The 15,493-nt window shown below is 48.8% G+C and carries 19 protein-coding genes; 8 read left to right on the plus strand and 11 right to left on the minus strand.

All coding sequences use genetic code 11. From position 1 onward, the window contains the following. Positions 1–180 (plus strand): hypothetical protein (locus tag ABUA47_RS12890; RefSeq protein ID WP_230327045.1); only part of this gene is annotated, 180 nt, incomplete at its 5' end. 148 nt (positions 181–328) lie between these two features. On the opposite strand, the gene radC is transcribed toward ABUA47_RS12890, so the two are convergent. The 3 genes from radC to efp form a co-directional block, all read right to left on the minus strand. Continuing rightward, positions 329–1,015, minus strand: coding sequence for a RadC family protein (radC, locus tag ABUA47_RS12895; protein WP_005825180.1), 687 nt, complete (start codon positions 1,013–1,015; stop codon positions 329–331). Positions 1,016–1,046: 31 nt separating this feature from the next. Next, positions 1,047–2,036, minus strand: a complete 990-nt coding sequence (locus ABUA47_RS12900; protein ID WP_035449871.1) for a glycosyltransferase — start codon at positions 2,034–2,036, stop codon at positions 1,047–1,049. Between the two features lie 145 nt (positions 2,037–2,181). Next, positions 2,182–2,748 carry an elongation factor P gene (efp, locus tag ABUA47_RS12905; RefSeq protein ID WP_005825176.1) on the minus strand — a complete coding sequence of 189 codons (567 nt, stop codon included), beginning with the start codon at positions 2,746–2,748 and terminating at the stop codon, positions 2,182–2,184. 194 nt (positions 2,749–2,942) lie between these two features. Here efp and rpmH point away from each other — a divergent pair, with 194 nt between their 5' ends. From rpmH to ABUA47_RS12940, 7 genes are all read left to right on the plus strand, one after another. Beyond that, positions 2,943–3,104 (plus strand): 50S ribosomal protein L34, encoded by a 162-nt coding sequence (rpmH, locus tag ABUA47_RS12910; protein ID WP_004292199.1) that lies wholly within the window; start codon positions 2,943–2,945, stop codon positions 3,102–3,104. Positions 3,105–3,274: 170 nt separating this feature from the next. Further along, positions 3,275–3,922, plus strand: coding sequence for a PASTA domain-containing protein (locus ABUA47_RS12915; protein WP_035449869.1), 648 nt, complete (start codon positions 3,275–3,277; stop codon positions 3,920–3,922). Between the two features lie 53 nt (positions 3,923–3,975). Beyond that, positions 3,976–5,046 (plus strand): RluA family pseudouridine synthase, encoded by a 1,071-nt coding sequence (locus ABUA47_RS12920; RefSeq protein ID WP_005834741.1) that lies wholly within the window; start codon positions 3,976–3,978, stop codon positions 5,044–5,046. Then, complete coding sequence (locus ABUA47_RS12925; protein WP_005825166.1) at positions 5,043–6,023, plus strand: D-alanine--D-alanine ligase; 981 nt, start codon at positions 5,043–5,045, stop codon at positions 6,021–6,023. Before ABUA47_RS12920 ends, ABUA47_RS12925 begins: the two co-directional genes overlap by 4 nt. Positions 6,024–6,035: 12 nt before the next feature. Continuing rightward, positions 6,036–7,193, plus strand: a complete 1,158-nt coding sequence (locus tag ABUA47_RS12930) for a hypothetical protein (protein WP_005825164.1) — start codon at positions 6,036–6,038, stop codon at positions 7,191–7,193. A 4-nt stretch (positions 7,194–7,197) separates the two neighbouring features. Further along, on the plus strand, positions 7,198–7,866 hold the full coding sequence (locus tag ABUA47_RS12935) for a hypothetical protein (protein WP_005834744.1): 669 nt from the start codon (positions 7,198–7,200) through the stop codon (positions 7,864–7,866). A gap of 13 nt (positions 7,867–7,879) precedes the next feature. Then, positions 7,880–8,266, plus strand: a complete 387-nt coding sequence (locus ABUA47_RS12940) for a rhodanese-like domain-containing protein (RefSeq protein WP_035449865.1) — start codon at positions 7,880–7,882, stop codon at positions 8,264–8,266. A gap of 140 nt (positions 8,267–8,406) precedes the next feature. Here the strand turns inward: ABUA47_RS12940 and ABUA47_RS12945 are convergent, their stop codons facing one another. From ABUA47_RS12945 to ABUA47_RS12980, 8 genes are all read right to left on the minus strand, one after another. Continuing rightward, entirely contained in the window at positions 8,407–9,360 is a 954-nt protein-coding gene (locus ABUA47_RS12945; protein ID WP_005825157.1) for an acetylornithine carbamoyltransferase, read from the minus strand. 44 nt (positions 9,361–9,404) lie between these two features. Then, positions 9,405–10,652: a glutamate-5-semialdehyde dehydrogenase gene (locus tag ABUA47_RS12950; RefSeq protein WP_005825156.1), complete on the minus strand. Its 1,248-nt coding sequence runs from the start codon at positions 10,650–10,652 to the stop codon at positions 9,405–9,407. A gap of 66 nt (positions 10,653–10,718) precedes the next feature. Then, complete coding sequence (gene proB, locus ABUA47_RS12955; RefSeq protein WP_035449862.1) at positions 10,719–11,798, minus strand: glutamate 5-kinase; 1,080 nt, start codon at positions 11,796–11,798, stop codon at positions 10,719–10,721. Further along, complete coding sequence (locus ABUA47_RS12960; protein ID WP_005825154.1) at positions 11,788–12,027, minus strand: DUF2007-related protein; 240 nt, start codon at positions 12,025–12,027, stop codon at positions 11,788–11,790. Before ABUA47_RS12960 ends, proB begins: the two co-directional genes overlap by 11 nt. 75 nt (positions 12,028–12,102) lie before the next feature. After that, complete coding sequence (gene murI, locus ABUA47_RS12965; RefSeq protein ID WP_005825152.1) at positions 12,103–12,942, minus strand: glutamate racemase; 840 nt, start codon at positions 12,940–12,942, stop codon at positions 12,103–12,105. 109 nt (positions 12,943–13,051) lie between these two features. Beyond that, positions 13,052–13,558, minus strand: coding sequence for an OmpH family outer membrane protein (locus ABUA47_RS12970; RefSeq protein WP_008662872.1), 507 nt, complete (start codon positions 13,556–13,558; stop codon positions 13,052–13,054). A gap of 128 nt (positions 13,559–13,686) precedes the next feature. Further along, the gene (locus ABUA47_RS12975) at positions 13,687–14,202 is read right to left on the minus strand and encodes an OmpH family outer membrane protein (protein ID WP_035449860.1); all 516 of its coding nucleotides are present in this window, start codon (positions 14,200–14,202) and stop codon (positions 13,687–13,689) included. A 41-nt stretch (positions 14,203–14,243) separates the two neighbouring features. Further along, positions 14,244–15,493 (minus strand): outer membrane protein assembly factor (locus ABUA47_RS12980; protein WP_349831652.1); only part of this gene is annotated, 1,250 nt, incomplete at its 5' end.

The following is a 15,493-nucleotide window of genomic DNA, read 5'->3' on the forward strand; positions in this document are numbered from 1 at the left end:
AGTACAACATTCCAAGAACCGTCTACTGATATCGGTTATAAAAAGAAAAAGCGTCTAGCTAAATCAGGAAAAGACAGTTTGACGGTGGGGAAACACGCTTCACCCTCTGGGGGAACTCCCTTTACCCCTGGGGAAACTCCTTTTACAATAGGCGGTAAAGGTCTTTACAATATGGGGTAAAGGGCGTTACAATATAGGGTAACGGCTTTTACATATCGCGGTAACGGCTTTTACATTAGCTGGTAAATAGCAGGTAAATACAATGTGCTGATAGTTAGTGTTATGACCGCTTTTGTCTTTCGTATAGTATGTCCGTAACTTGGATTATTTATAGCAATCCTTCGTCGTTGAAGCTGTAATGGCTTCCGTCCGTGACGATGACGTGGTCGGTCAGGTGTATGTTCATGGTTTGGGCGGCTTTCCTCACGAGTTCCGTCAGCCGCTGGTCGTCGTTACTGGGGTGCGGGTTGCCGGAGGGATGGTTGTGGATGAGGGCTATCTGTGTGGCGCGTTGCAGCAGGGCTTCGCGCAGGATGCTGCGCACGTCGGCGGTAGTCTGGTCGATGCCGCCGCGGCTGATGCGTACCTTGTCTATCACTTTGGCGGCGTGGTTCATAAGCAGTACCCAGAATTCTTCTGTGGCAAGGTCGCAGAGCAGGGGATGGAACAGCTCGTAGATGTCGGCGGAAGAGCGGATGGCGGTACGTCCGGAGCGTTCCTGCAGCTTGCGGCGTTTGCCCAGTTCCAGGGATGCCATGACGGTGATGCTTTTGGCGGGGCCCATGCCTTTGAATCGGGAGAAATCCCGCACCTCCCATTTGCCCAGGCGGTTGAGGTCGTTGCCGCAGGCGGCGAGTATGCGCTGCATCAGTGTCACGGCGGTTTCTTCCGTATTGCCGGAGCCGATGAGGATGGCTAGCAGTTCGGCATCGCTCAAGGCTTCCGCCCCTTTCTGCATCATCTTTTCCCGCGGGCGGTCCTCTGCAGCCCACTGGTTGATATTCAGTTTCTCCATATCATCCCTAATCCTTAACCCCTAATCCTCCTTATTTGTAAAAGTTCTTTTTGAACGCCTCGAACTCGTCCTTGCCAAGTATACAGCGGTTCCACCAGGCGCGCAGGAACCCCGTCCCGTATCCGATGAGCTGGATGAAGGAGGCGGCGACGGAGTAGAGCCCGATGCTGAGGCTACGGTTCCGGATAGTGGAGTCCATGTATACCAGAAGCGCATAAAGAGCGATGGGCAGCAGGCTGTACGGGCAGAAGGGCGTTCCCAGCAGGAATATGGCCACTCCCAGGGTAAATGCAGCCGGCAGCAGGTGGACGAGCTTCAGCGATTCCGGATACTTCTTGTACAGATTGATGCGGGCAATCCCGGAATTGTGTACCTGCTTGAAGAATTTCCGGAAGTCTGTCCGTCGCTTGTGGTATACCCAGGCACCGGGGAACAGCCGGCATGTATATCCTCCCTTGAAGATTCGGATGCTGAAGTCGATGTCCTCCCCGAAGCGCATCCGCGAGAATCCGCCCAGGGCTTGGTACACTTCCTGCCGCACACCCATGTTGAAGCTGCGCGGATAGAACTTGTCCATCTTCTTCTTCCCCCCACGGATACCGCCGGTGGTGAAGAAGGAGGTCATGGAGTAGTTGATGGCTTTCTGTATGTTTGTGAATGATTCGTGCGCGCGGTCGGGGCCTCCGAAGGCATCGGCGGCTTCGTGCTGCAGCTCTTCTTCCACAGCAAGGAAATAACCTTCGGGCAGGATGCAGTCCGAATCCAGTATTATCAGGTATTCGCCCTTGCTTCGTTCCACCCCGTAGTTACGGGTCTGCCCGGGGCCGGAGTTGGGCTTGTCATAGTAATGTACGTCCAATAGTTCCTGATACTTCTCTGTGACCGGCTTGCAGGGGATGGAGGAGCCGTCCTCCACCACAATCACTTCAAAATCCTTGAAACTTTGCTGCGTCAGGCTTTGCAGCAGTTCATCCACCTCATCGGGGCGGTTGTATACGGGGATGATGACGGAGTATCTCATGGGTATGGCTTTATGTTTTGGTTGTCTCCGCAAAGATATATCATTTAAGCTTTGTAGATGAATAAATGGAAAGAAAAATCCCCGGATGCCAAGTGGAGCACCGGGGATGATATGAAAAGGGCATTTGCCTGATTTCCAAAAGGGCTTATGCTTTTACGCGGCTTACGTAAGAACCGTCGCGCGTATCGATTTCGATAGTCTCGCCTTCGTTGATGAACAAGGGGACGCGGACTGTGGCGCCGGATTCTACTGTGGCGGGCTTCAGCGTGTTGGTGGCTGTGTCGCCTTTCAGTCCCGGTTCCGTATAGGTAATCTTCTGCTGAACCTTGATGGGCACGTCGGCATAGAGCACGGTTTCTGTGGAAGCGTCTGATACCACGTCTACTATCATTCCTTCGAGCAAGAAGTCAACACCGTTGATGAGGTCGTGGGCGATGGGAATTTGGTCAAAAGTCTCCTGGTTCATGAATTGGTAGTTGTCACCGTCATGATAGAGGTATTGGTGGGGACGACGTTCTACACGCACGTCTTCCAGTTTCTCACCGATGTTGAAACGACGTTCCAGAACGTAGCCGTTCACCACGTCTTTCAGCTTGGTACGCATGAAGGTATTACCTTTTCCCGGCTTTACATGCAGGAAGTCGATGCAGAAATACAGCTTGCCGTCCATGCGGATGCAAGTTCCGATTTTAATGTCTTGGGCATTAATCATACTTATAGTCTTTAATATTATTATATTGGTATTTACTTCTTTAGTGCTGGTTTGCGGGTGCAAAAGTAATGGAATTCGGTAAAAAACACAAAAACTTTTGAGAGAAAATGAGTTATCTCTTGGTTTATTTGAAAAAAGTACCTATTTTTGCAGCCCGAATTCGTGAGAATAATAACATAAAACAAGATACAGTAATGAAAAGAACATTTCAACCCTCGAACAGAAAGAGAAAGAACAAACACGGTTTCCGTGAGAGAATGGCTACAGCAAACGGCCGCAGAGTATTGGCAGCACGTCGTGCTAAAGGCAGAAAGAAACTGACTGTTTCTGACGAATACAACGGAGTAAAGGCATAATAGGCCGTTCTCGTTCGTATTAAAGAAATAAGGGAGCTGCAAAAGACTGATTCTGGTCTTTTGCAGCTTTTCTTATGTATTGTGCCCGGTTCTCCGGAAAAAACTATTGCCAACTCCGTGTACTATGTGGTGAAAATTGTATCTTTGTCCCAAATAATGCATTATCGATTATGACAATAAAAGATTTTTTCTCTTTCCGGCAGAACCGGTTCTTCTGGGCGAACATACTTGCGATGGCCGTTGTGGTAGTGGGATTGCTGTTCGGAGTGCTGAAAGGACTGGATATATATACCCGCCACGGCGAGGCTGTGATAGTGCCCGATGTGAAGGGCATGGGAGTGGAGGAAGCCGAGAAAATGTTCCGTAACCGCGGCTTGGTCTGCATCGTTTCGGATTCCAGTTATGTCAAGACTCTTCCTGCCGGCTGCATCCTCGAATATAATCCGGCAGCTGGACAAAAGGTAAAGGAAGGACGTACCATCTATCTTACAATCAATACGATTGAAGTCCCTCTGCACATAGTACCCGATGTGGCGGACAACAGTTCGTTGCGGCAGGCGGAAGCGCGTATTCTGGCTTCGGGCTTCAAGCTGGCCGAGATACAGTATATTCCGGGAGAGAAGGACTGGGTGTATGGCGTGAAGTATAAGGGCCGTCAGCTTTCCATCGGCGAGAAAGTGCCCGCCGGTGCAGTGCTGACGCTGATGGTGGGAGATGGAGGCGCCTTGCAGGCAGACTCCCTGGGAGTGGATTCTGTGGGAAGTACCGTTGAACCCGTGTTGTCCGAAGACTCCGCGGCAGATGAGTCCTGGTTCTGATAAACATCTGACTCCAATCGTAAATTGTAAATAGTCAAATTGTAAATGCCGTGATGATAGAAGAATTGCCGGATGATATAGATAATGATGAGCTGGACGACGTAGAGCCGGTGGGTGACGAGGCGCAACTCTATGAACACTTCCGTGTGGTGGTGGACAAGGGGCAGGAGATGATGCGGGTGGACAAGTATCTGTTCGACCGCTTGACGAACTCCTCGCGCAATCGCATCCAGAAGGCTGCCGATGCAGGCTTCGTGATGGCGAACGGCAAGGCTGTGAAAAGTAGCTATAAGGTGAAGCCGATGGATGTAATCACTGTGATGATGGACCGTCCACGCTATGAGAATGAAGTCATCCCCGAAGACATCCCCCTTGATATAGTATATGAGGACAAGTATCTGATGGTAGTGAACAAACCTGCCGGTCTGGTGGTGCACCCCGGTCATGGCAACTATCACGGTACGCTTGTCAACGCCATAGCCTGGCATATGAAGGATAATCCCGATTATGATGCCAATGACCCGCATGTGGGACTGGTGCACCGCATCGACAAGGACACCTCCGGCCTGCTGGTGATAGCCAAGACTCCGGATGCCAAGACGAATCTCGGCAACCAGTTCTTCAACAAGACGACAAAACGCCGTTACCGGGCGCTGGTCTGGGGAAATGTAGAGCAGGATGAAGGGACCGTTGTCGGCAATATCGGTCGTAATCCCAGAGACCGCATGCAGATGACCGTCCTCCCCGACGACCAGGGAAAGCATGCCGTCACCCATTACCGGGTGCTCGAACGTTTGGGATACGTCACACTGGTGGAATGTATCCTTGAAACGGGACGCACCCATCAAATCCGTGTGCACATGAAGCACATCGGACACATACTTTTCAACGACGAACGTTACGGTGGACACGAAATCCTGAAAGGAACCCACTTCGCTAAATACAAACAATTTGTAAACAACTGCTTCGACACTTGTCCGCGGCAGGCATTGCATGCCATGACGCTGGGGTTTGTGCATCCCGTCACCGGAGAAGAAATGTACTTCACTTCGGAATTGCCCGATGACATGACCCGGCTGATAGACAAATGGAGAGGCTATATCAGTAACAGAGAATTAGAATGAAACGCACGATTGCTATTGTAGCCGGAGGAGATACCTCCGAATTCCACGTCTCCCTGCGTAGTGCACAGGGGATTTACTCCTTCATCGACAAGGAGAAGTATACCTTATATATTGTAGAAATGCACGGACTGGACTGGCATGTACAGCTGCCCGACGGCGCTAAGACTCCGGTAGACCGCAATGACTTCAGCTTCGTGCTGGATGGCGAGAAAGTGACATTCGACTTTGCCTATATCACCATCCACGGAACTCCGGGTGAGGACGGCCGTCTGCAGGGCTATTTTGATATGCTCCACATCCCTTATTCGTGTTGCGGAGTACTGGCAGCGTCGCTCACGTACGATAAGTTTGCCTGCAACCAGTATCTGAAAGGTTTCGGTGTGCGCATTGCCGAATCGTTGTTGCTGCGCGGCGGACAGTCGGTAACGGATGAAGATGTGATGGAGAAAATCGGTCTGCCTTGCTTCATTAAGCCCAGCTTGGGAGGTTCCAGCTTCGGCGTGACCAAGGTGACGGCGAAAGAGCAGATACAACCTGCCATAGCCAAGGCATTTGCGGAAGCGCAGGAAGTACTGGTGGAGGCCTTTATGGACGGAACCGAGATTACCTGCGGCTGTTACAAAACAAAAGACAAGTCCGTAGTGTTCCCCATTACGGAGGTGGTGAGCCACAACGAGTACTTCGATTATGAAGCTAAGTATAATGGTGCGTCTGACGAGATTACTCCCGCCCGCATCTCGGACGATTTGACCCGCCGGGTGCAGACGCTGACTTCTGCCATTTATGATATACTCGGGGCCTACGGCATTATCCGTGTGGACTATATCATTACCGAAGGGGAAAAAATCAATCTGCTGGAGGTGAATACCACCCCCGGAATGACTGCCACCAGCTTTATTCCCCAGCAGGTTCGTGCTGCCGGAATGGAGATGAAGGATGTAATGACAGATATTATAGAAAACAAGTTTAAGGATTAATCATTATTCATTATGAATGCGAACGTGGAATTTGATGAAATCCGTCCTTATCATGATGAGGAACTTCCTCAAGTCTATGAGGAACTGATTGCCGATGCGGCGTTCCGGCAGGCAGTGGATACTGTGATGCCTGGTGTACCTTTTGAAGTCTGGTCGCAGAAAATGCGCGCGTGTAAAACCAAGCTGGAATTTCAGAAGACCTTCTGCTATGGGCTTCTGTGGAAATTGGCGAAGGAGGCTACGGATGGATTGACTTTGGACCATACCGCGTTGCCGGCAGACAAGTCGGCGGCGTATACCTATATCTCCAATCATCGCGACATTATTCTCGATTCCGGTTTCTTGTCCATTCTTTTGGTAGACCAGGGTATGGATACGGTAGAGATAGCCATTGGCGACAACCTGCTTGTCTATCCGTGGATTAAGAAATTCGTGCGTGTCAACAAGTCCTTCATCGTGCTGCGTGCGTTGACCATGCGCCAGATGCTGGAGGCTTCCGCACGCATGTCCCGCTATATGCATTATACCATCAGTGAGAAGAAACAGTCTATCTGGATTGCACAACGTGAAGGGCGTGCCAAGGATTCCAACGACCGCACGCAGGACAGTGTGCTGAAGATGCTGGCAATAGGCGGTGAAGGCGATGTCATTGACCGCTTAATGGAAATGAATATAGCTCCGCTTGCCATTTCCTATGAATACGACCCTTGCGACTTCCTGAAAGCGCAGGAGTTCCAACTGAAACGGGACATTGAAGGCTATAAGAAAACGACGGCTGACGACTTGCTGAATATGCAGACCGGACTGTTCGGCTATAAAGGGCGGGTACATTTCCAGACGGGTGCCTGCATGAATGATGAATTGGCGAAGATGGACCGTTCACTTCCGAAGCCCGAACTCTTTGCACGCATGTCTGCACTGATAGACAAACGCATTCATGCCAGCTACCGGATGTATCCCAATAATTATGTGGCACACGACCTTCTCGAGGGGAAGGAGGATTTTTCCGACCATTACACTGCCGAGGATAAGCAGCGCTTCACGGCCTATATAGAACAACAGTTGGAGCGTATCTCCATTCCTAATAAGGACGTGGACTTTCTGCGCGGAAAAATGCTGCTGATGTATGCCAACCCGTTGAAGAATTATCTGGCGGCTATAAAAGAATGAATACATGAAGAAGTACTGTGATTGGTGGCTTTTGCCTTTATTGGCCTGTCTGTTGGCTGGTTGTGGCGATGATGATTATCATTATCCTTCCGTGAAGCTGGAATTCTTGACTGCCTTTTCGGGGGCTGACGGCTATCTGCGGTCTGTTGTGACGGATGAAGGGGAAACCTTGCCGGTAGTGGAGGACAAGACAAAGACGAACATAGAGGCAAACGCCTCGGTACGTGTCATCAGTAATTATGCTTCGGAGGTAACTGCCGATGGAACTGCCGGTGCGGTGCTGTATGCCTTGAGCGGTGTTCTTTCTGTCGTTCCCCAAACGGTCGACAAGTTCGAGGAGGGCGTCAAGACAGACCCTACTGATGTACTGGGTATCTGGATGGGACTCGACTATCTCAATATGACACTGATAGTCAAGGAGAATGGTGAACATAAGTTCCATTTTATTGAGGATGAAGTGATTGTGGATACTGCTACCGGGTGTAGTGAAGTATATCTGACGCTGTATCATGACGCAAAGGAGGAGGTGGTGTCTTATACCAGGCGTGCCTACGCTTCCGTACCTTTGCGGCAGTATGCGGCAGAGGGTATACAGAAGGTTATGGTTCATTTCAGTGTGCACACTTATTCCGGTGACATCAAGACTTACGATTTTGTTTATAACCCTGACTAAAATGAAATATTCGATGAAGACATTGTTCGCGGGTTTTTGCCTCGTTTTTACCACCCTCTTTTCCTGCCAGCAGAAGGAGGGACAGTTCAAGTCTGTTTCGGTAGATGACTTTTCCACATTGATAGCCAATCCGGAGGTGCAGCTTCTGGATGTGCGTACTGTTGCCGAATACTCGGAAGGACACGTGCCCCACAGTATCAATATCAATGTATTGGATGAGTCGTTTGAAACGATGGCCGACTCCACTCTGCAGAAGGACAAACCGGTTGCAGTATATTGTCGTAGTGGTAAGCGTAGTAAAAAGGCCGCTGCCATACTGAGCAAAAAAGGATATATAATCTATGACCTTGACAAAGGTTTCATCGGTTGGGAAGAAGCGGACAAAGAAGTGGAAAAGTAATAGCGGTGTAGCTGAAATGCATTTGCTATAATTTCTTTTTAGGCGAGGATTACGCGGATTTCACGGAAAAATTTAAGAAAAGAATCCGCGTTTTCCGCGTAATCCGCGCCTAAAAAGAATAAAGTAGTCTTGTCCTCTGGTTAGAGGCTTTCAAGCAGTCTCTTCAGCACCACTGTTGCTGAAATCTCCCGGTTGGCCGCTTCGGGGATTACGATGGACTGCGGGCTTTCTATCACATCATCCGTCACAATCATGTTGCGTCGAACCGGCAGGCAGTGCATGAAGTAGGCATTGTTGGTAACGGCCATCTGGCGCTCGCCTACTGTCCAGGTGCGGTCTTTGCTCAATATTTGTCCGTAGTTGTCGCCTGTATAGGCCGCCCAGTTCTTGGCATAGACAAAATCGGCTCCTTCAAAAGCTTTCATCTGGTCATATTCTACGCGGGCATTTCCTACGAACTTGGGGTCGAGTTCATAACCTTCGGGATGTGTAATCACAAAGTCATAATCAGTTGCATTCATCCATTCGGCAAAGGAGTTGGGGACAGCCTGGGGCAATGGACGCGGATGTGGAGCCCATGTCATCACTACTTTGGGGCGTGCCGTCTTCTTATATTCCTCAATGGTTATCAAGTCGGCAAAACTCTGCAGCGGATGGCGTGTGGCAGCCTCCATGGAGAATACCGGCCGGCCGGAATGCTTGATGAACTGCTCCAGTATCACTTCGTTGTAATCGTCTTCCTTATTTTCGAAGCGTGCAAAAGAACGTACGCCGATGACGTCGCAATAGCAGCCCATCACGGGAATGGCTTCCAGTAAGTGTTCCGGTTTGTCACCGTCCATGATGACACCACGCTCTGTCTCCAGTTTCCAGGCTCCCTGGTTGATGTCCAGTACAATTACGTTCATGCCCAGATTCAATGCAGCCTTCTGTGTACTGAGGCGGGTACGCAGGCTGGAGTTGAAGAAAATCATCATCAGCGTTTTGTTACGTCCCAGTTCCACATATTTGAAACGGTCTTTTTTAATCTCGAATGCTTCGTCCAGTGCAGACTTCAGGTTACCGATGTCCTGCACGCAAGTAAAGTTCTTCATATTTACAGTCTTTTTAGTGTATCTATATCTTTGTTATTCGGCTGTCAAGGTCTGGTCTGTCCGGAACCTTCGACAATCCATTTGTATGTGGTGATTTCTTCCAGAGCCATCGGACCGCGGGCGTGTAGCTTCTGGGTGCTGATGCCAATCTCGGCACCGAGTCCGAATTGTGCGCCGTCGGTGAAAGAGGTCGGTGCATTGACGTATACGCAAGCGGCGTCCACCTCCCGGCAGAACCATTCGGCACGTGTCTTGTCGTCCGTAATGATGCATTCGCTATGTTTGGAACCGTACTTCCGGATATGTGCCAATGCTTCCTGGAAAGAATTCACGGTTTTAATGGCCATCTTGTAGTCCAGGAACTCTCTGCCGTAGCAGTCTTCAGTGGCAAGTCTCAACAGCTCGACGGGATATTTGTCACGCAGACTGTGGTAGGCGGGTTCATCGGCAAATATCTCTACATTGCTTGATTGCAGCGGCAGGCATAGGTCGGGCAAATTAGCCAGGCTGTCGGCTTCGATAATCAGGCAATCCAAAGCGTTGCATACACTGACCCGGCGTGTCTTTGCATTGGCAATGATAGATGGACCTATGCTTATATCGCCATAGCGGTCGAAGAACGTATGGCATACGCCGGCACCTGTCTCTATAACCGGTACTGTGGCATTCTGGCGTACGAAGTTTATCAGGCTGCTGCTGCCGCGCGGAATTATCAAATCTACATAATCGTTGGCATGCAGTAGTTCGGCAGTCGCCTCTCTGTCGGCAGGAAGCAGTTCCACGATATGTGTATCTACGTTGAAATGCTCCAGTACCTCGTGTATCACGCTGATTATGGCACGGTTGGAATAGTCTGCATCGCTTCCGCCTTTCAGAATACAGGCATTGCCGCTTTTAAGGCAGAGTGAGAATACATCGAAACTGACGTTGGGACGGGCTTCGTAGATAATGCCTATGACACCGAAAGGTACACTGACCCTTTTTATCTTCAATCCGTTGGGTAATACGTTCTCTTTAAGGACTTTTCCCAAAGGAGAAGGGAGGGCGGCTACGTTGCGGATGTCCGCAGCGATGTCCTGCAAACGGCTTTTTGTCAGTTTCAGGCGGTCGTATTTAGGGTCGGTAGAAGGCATACGCTCCAAATCCTTCTGGTTTTCACTCAGAATGAAGTCTGTTTTGTTTATGGCAGCGTCTGCAACAGCCAGTAATATTTGGTTGATTTCTTTGTCGCTCAACGCTAGCATGTTACGGCTGGCATCTTGTACGGCGACAAAAGTTTTGTTTAAGTTCATTTTCTTACTGAGTATAGAGTGATAAATATGCAAGTATGAATATCGTGGATAGTATCCGTCTGTGTCCTATTCTATATATAGGTAGTCGTAGTGCACTACGGGTTTCTTTCCATGTTTTCCCATTGTTTCCCGTGCCTGGCTGGAGTCACAGTTGGCTTTTCCCACACCGATGGGTTTACCGCCGAAGTCGATAATCCGTACGATGTCGTCCTTCTCGAACTCGCCTATAACGTCAGTGATGCCTACCGGTAGGATGCTTACTGCTTTGTCCGAGAAGAGCAGTTCGGTGGCACAATGATTGATGTGCAGTTCGCCTTTGGCAAACCCTTCGCTGTGCGCAATCCATTTCTTGATGCTCGATACCGGTTCCGGAGACGGAATGAAACGGGTATAGTTTAATTCTTCATTATTCATTATTTTCACGAGGATGTTGTCCCGCTTCCCGTTGGCTATGATTACTGTGATGCCCTCATCCGCCACTTTGCGGGCAATGTTGGTTTTTGTCAGCATGCCGCCGCGTCCGAAGCTGGACTTGGAAGTTTGTATGTAGGAGGAGAGGTCTTTGCCTTGTTCTATTTCACGGATGACTTGAGACTCCGGGTCGGCGGGTGAACCGTTGTAGATGCCGTCTATATTGCTGAGAATGATTAGTGCCTGGGCATCCATCATGGAGGCTATCAGGCCGGACAGTTCATCGTTGTCGGTGAACATCAGTTCGCTCACGGAGATGGTGTCGTTCTCATTGACAATAGGAATGACGCCGTTCTCCAGCATTACGGTCATACAGTTTTTCTGGTTGAGGTAATGGCGGCGGGTGGAAAAGTTCTCTTTCATTGTGAGCACTTGTCCCACGGGGATGCCATGCTCCCGGAACAGCTCGTAGTAGCGGTTGATGAGTTTGGCCTGCCCTACAGCGGAAAAGAGCTGGCGCTGGTCTACGCTGTCCAACTTCTTGGTGGGGCGCACTTCACTACGTCCCGAAGCAACGGCTCCGGAAGAAACAAGTATTATTTCTATGCCGGCCTTGTGCAGCTCGGCTATCTGGTCCACCAAAGCGGACATGCGGGTGACGTCGAGAGTGCCGTCACGACGTGTTAAAACATTGCTGCCTACCTTGACAGCAATTCTATTGAAATCAATCTCCATTTTCTCTCTTTTCGTATTCACGGACTACTTCCATGGCGGCTTCGTAGTCCTTCTCATTGACGAGAACGGAAACATCTACCGCAGTGGCAGGCAGTACAACGTTTACTACCATTCCGTCTTTTGTTACAGCTTCAATATCACTATTTCCCAGCAGGCTCTTTACGAGTTCTGCTTCCCACGGTGAACCGGTGAACACCTCAACGAGTTTGCTTTTGTCTTCTTCTTTCATGATGGTATGAATTTAGAGGTTTCTGTCTTACAAATATAACAAATGTTTTTGTTTTAATGTTTAATGCTGACGAATTTATAGTTCAATCCTCTCAACTCTTATCGATTCATTCAGGAAAGTAGAAGCCGATTCTGTGAATTTCTCCTCCGATTCCGTGGTGCGGTAGACGCATCTTCCACCTTTGGTACATTTTTTGTCCATTTCCGGATGGCGGTGAAGATAGTCTTTCAGGCTGTCTGCTACCAGTTCCCCCTGGGTGACGGTCGTGATGCCGTCGGGCATGTATTGCTGTATCTTGGGCAGCAGCAACGGGAAGTGCGTGCAGCCCAGAATGACGGTGTCTATCTGCGTGTCTTTGGCCAGCAGGTTGCCGATGTTTTTGCGTATGAAGTAGTCAGTACCCTCACCTTGTGCCTCATTGTTTTCTACGAGGGATACCCATAGAGGGCAGGCTTCACCGCTCACTTTGATGTCGGGGAAGAGTTTATGCACTTCCAGCGGATAGGATTCAGACTTGATGGTTCCTGCCGTGGCAAGCACTCCCACATGGCGGCTTTGGGTAATGTTCCCTATGCATTCTACGGTTGGGCGAATTACTCCCAACACACGGCGCATAGGGTCGAGGCGAGGCAAATCATTCATTTGTATGTTGCGCAGAGCTTTTGCCGAAGCTGTATTGCATGCCAGAATGACGAGGTGACAACCCATCTCGAACAGTTTGGTGACTGCCTGCAAGGTGAACTCATAGACAATCTCGAACGAGCGGGTTCCGTAAGGCGCGCGCGCGTTGTCGCCCAGATAAATGTAATCATATTGGGGAAGGGCTTCCCGTATCTTGCTCAGGATGGTCAGTCCGCCATATCCGGAATCGAATATTCCGATGGGACCGGCTGCAGAAGGTAATGTCTGTTTCATGCTTTCTAAAGACTATGTACCATGCAAAGATAATGCAAATTTCTCAGTAATGTATAAAAAATAAGCGCGGATAAAACTATCCGCGCTTGCTCTATCATAGATAATTCTATTATTTAATGCCCAATTGCGTTTTAACTTTGGCAGTTACATCAACGCTCTGTGCTCCTACGAATGGTATCGGGGTACGGGCCAAGTCGAAAATGTAGACAACACCTTCAGTTTTGCCGACAGCTTGGATAGCTTCGTCCAGTTTCTTATAGATAGGAGCCATAGCATCCTGCTGTGCTTTCTGCATACTTTGATAAGCTTCTTGTTGGAATTGTTCTTGGCGTTGGGCCATATCGTTTAATTCTTTCTGGCGTCTTTCAGCGATGTTTTTGGGCAAAGAATCTTGTTGAACAAGATATTCCTGATACTTCTTTTGGAATTCTTCGTTAGTGCGCTGCATTTCATCCTGATATTTCTTAGACATAGCATCAAGGTCAGCTTGAGCTTTGGTAAATTCAGGCATAACAGTGATTACTTCCTGAGAATTCATGTGAGCGAATTTAGCTTGCGCCATAGCTCCCAGCGGGAGGGCGAACATAACTACGAGTAGTGCGATTTTTTTAAGCATAATGTTTATTATTTATTTGAATGATTATTCGTCGGGGACAAATATAGCGCAAACTGAACGCAATACAAAATAAGCTCGCTTATTTTTAATCCAGAATGCAGTCTATATTCTGAAACAAATGTATGAAATTAATTTGAATATCCCAGTTTTGCAAGTACCTCATTGCTGACGTCAATACTCGGTGAGGCAAAAATGATACTTGATGCGGAAGCGCGGTCTACAACTGCTGCATATCCGTTTTGTGTAGCAATTTCCTTTACAGCATTGTATATTTCGTCTTGAATGGGTTGCATCAGACTTTCACGTTTTTTATACAGTTCGCCTTCCGGACCGAAGTATTTGCGGCGCAGTTCGGCTGCTGATTTCTCTTTAGCGACAATCTCTTCTTCCTTTTTACCTCTCTGTGTTTCAGAAAGGGAAGCAATCTGAGACTGATAGTTCTTGTACAGAGTCTTGGCTTCTTCGGAAATCTTTTCGACCTCACTCTGCCATTGTCTGGAGGATTGCTCCAGTTGTTCATTGGCACGTTCGTAAGCAGGAATATTTTCCAGGATATATTCCATGTCAATCAAGGCGAACTTCTGTGCACCGGCTGTTATGCTTACTGCAAACAGCGTAAAAAGGATCAATAAACTCTTCTTCATAACGATACTGCATTAATTGTCAATTATCAATTGTCCATTGCTTAGAATTCCTGTCCCAGGATGAAGTGGAACTGGCTACCGCCATATTGCGAGGAACCCATTATTTTGTCGAAACCGTAAGCCCAGTCGATACCCATCATACCGATCATCGGGAGGAAGATGCGGACACCGACACCGGCTGAACGCTTCAATTCGAATGGGTTGAACTTATTGACATCATGCCATGCATTACCGGCTTCCACAAACGTTAACGCATAAATACTGGTACTTGTTTCGAGCATCAAAGGATATCTTAATTCCAGTCCGAGACGTGTATAGGCATAACCTTCAGAGCCGTATGGAGTCAATGAGCTGTTCTCATAACCACGGAGGGCGATGCTTTCTGTAGCATAGCTGGAGTAGCCGGTCATACCGTCACCACCCACGTCAAACGTTTCGAACGGAGACTTCTTGTATTTGTTGTAATGTCCCAGCAAACCGAATTCTACACGTCCCATCAATACCGGAGTACGTTTGACGGTAATCGGGTCCATCAACGGGATATAGATTTTGGATTTGAATTTCCACTTGTGGTATTCAATCCACTTGTGCATCTTGTTCATGTCTTCCTGGTTGCTGGTGCTGTACTTGCTGTAATCGGTACCGTCGAACAGAGAGAAAGGCGGTGTGATTTGTGCAGACAACGAGAACTCGGAACCTTGGCGCGGATAAATCGGGTTGTCGATAGAGCTACGGGACAAGGTCAGGTTGAGGCTGAGGTTATTACACTTACCGTTGGTAACCGGGAAGTACTGCCAGTCACTCAGAACATAGCGTTGGTAAGACAACTCGGCTGTGAACTGGAAGTAGTCATCCGGCCACTTCAAACGCTTACCGAACATCACTGCAAGACCATACATCTGGATAGATTTGTCCGGGTCGTAATAATTCTCGTAGTTGTTGTAATTGCCGTAGTTGTACATACCGTAGCCATACATACCGCTATAATAGCTGTTGTAATAGCTGTTCATGTAGGCTGAATTGTAATAACGGCTACTGATGTCGGTCTGGCGGGAATAGAAAGCCGATACGGAGAATGCATTCGGGCGTTTACCGCCAAACCACGGGTCGTAGAATGAAACGCTGTATGACTGATAGTATTTGGCATTGGTCTGGCCGCTGATGGTCAATGTCTGACCATCGCCTTGCGGGAGGATACCGCGGTAGTTCTCACCCGGATGCAGCAGGTTGGACAGAGAGAAGTTGGTGAACTTCAGACTTAACTTACCGATAATACCCGTTTGTCCCCAAC

Origin of the sequence: Bacteroides sp. RTP31139st1_H2_RTP31139_211217 (genome assembly GCF_040227615.1) — a bacterium.
Taxonomy (GTDB): domain Bacteria; phylum Bacteroidota; class Bacteroidia; order Bacteroidales; family Bacteroidaceae; genus Bacteroides; species Bacteroides uniformis.

Bases quoted from the DNA above. Each gene is read 5' to 3' on its own strand.
- ABUA47_RS12960 (WP_005825154.1), bottom strand. From the start codon at position 12,027: ATGAAAGAAGAAGACAAAAGCAAACTCGTTGAGGTGTTCACCGGTTCA.
- ABUA47_RS12915 (WP_035449869.1), top strand. From the start codon at position 3,275: ATGACAATAAAAGATTTTTTCTCTTTCCGGCAGAACCGGTTCTTCTGG.
- ABUA47_RS12970 (WP_008662872.1), bottom strand. From the start codon at position 13,558: ATGCTTAAAAAAATCGCACTACTCGTAGTTATGTTCGCCCTCCCGCTG.
- ABUA47_RS12975 (WP_035449860.1), bottom strand. From the start codon at position 14,202: ATGAAGAAGAGTTTATTGATCCTTTTTACGCTGTTTGCAGTAAGCATA.
- rpmH (WP_004292199.1), top strand. From the start codon at position 2,943: ATGAAAAGAACATTTCAACCCTCGAACAGAAAGAGAAAGAACAAACAC.
- efp (WP_005825176.1), bottom strand. From the start codon at position 2,748: ATGATTAATGCCCAAGACATTAAAATCGGAACTTGCATCCGCATGGAC.
- ABUA47_RS12940 (WP_035449865.1), top strand. From the start codon at position 7,880: ATGAAGACATTGTTCGCGGGTTTTTGCCTCGTTTTTACCACCCTCTTT.
- radC (WP_005825180.1), bottom strand. From the start codon at position 1,015: ATGGAGAAACTGAATATCAACCAGTGGGCTGCAGAGGACCGCCCGCGG.
- ABUA47_RS12930 (WP_005825164.1), top strand. From the start codon at position 6,036: ATGAATGCGAACGTGGAATTTGATGAAATCCGTCCTTATCATGATGAG.
- ABUA47_RS12945 (WP_005825157.1), bottom strand. From the start codon at position 9,360: ATGAAGAACTTTACTTGCGTGCAGGACATCGGTAACCTGAAGTCTGCA.
- ABUA47_RS12900 (WP_035449871.1), bottom strand. From the start codon at position 2,036: ATGAGATACTCCGTCATCATCCCCGTATACAACCGCCCCGATGAGGTG.
- murI (WP_005825152.1), bottom strand. From the start codon at position 12,942: ATGAAACAGACATTACCTTCTGCAGCCGGTCCCATCGGAATATTCGAT.
- ABUA47_RS12925 (WP_005825166.1), top strand. From the start codon at position 5,043: ATGAAACGCACGATTGCTATTGTAGCCGGAGGAGATACCTCCGAATTC.
- proB (WP_035449862.1), bottom strand. From the start codon at position 11,798: ATGGAGATTGATTTCAATAGAATTGCTGTCAAGGTAGGCAGCAATGTT.
- ABUA47_RS12950 (WP_005825156.1), bottom strand. From the start codon at position 10,652: ATGAACTTAAACAAAACTTTTGTCGCCGTACAAGATGCCAGCCGTAAC.
- ABUA47_RS12935 (WP_005834744.1), top strand. From the start codon at position 7,198: ATGAAGAAGTACTGTGATTGGTGGCTTTTGCCTTTATTGGCCTGTCTG.
- ABUA47_RS12920 (WP_005834741.1), top strand. From the start codon at position 3,976: ATGATAGAAGAATTGCCGGATGATATAGATAATGATGAGCTGGACGAC.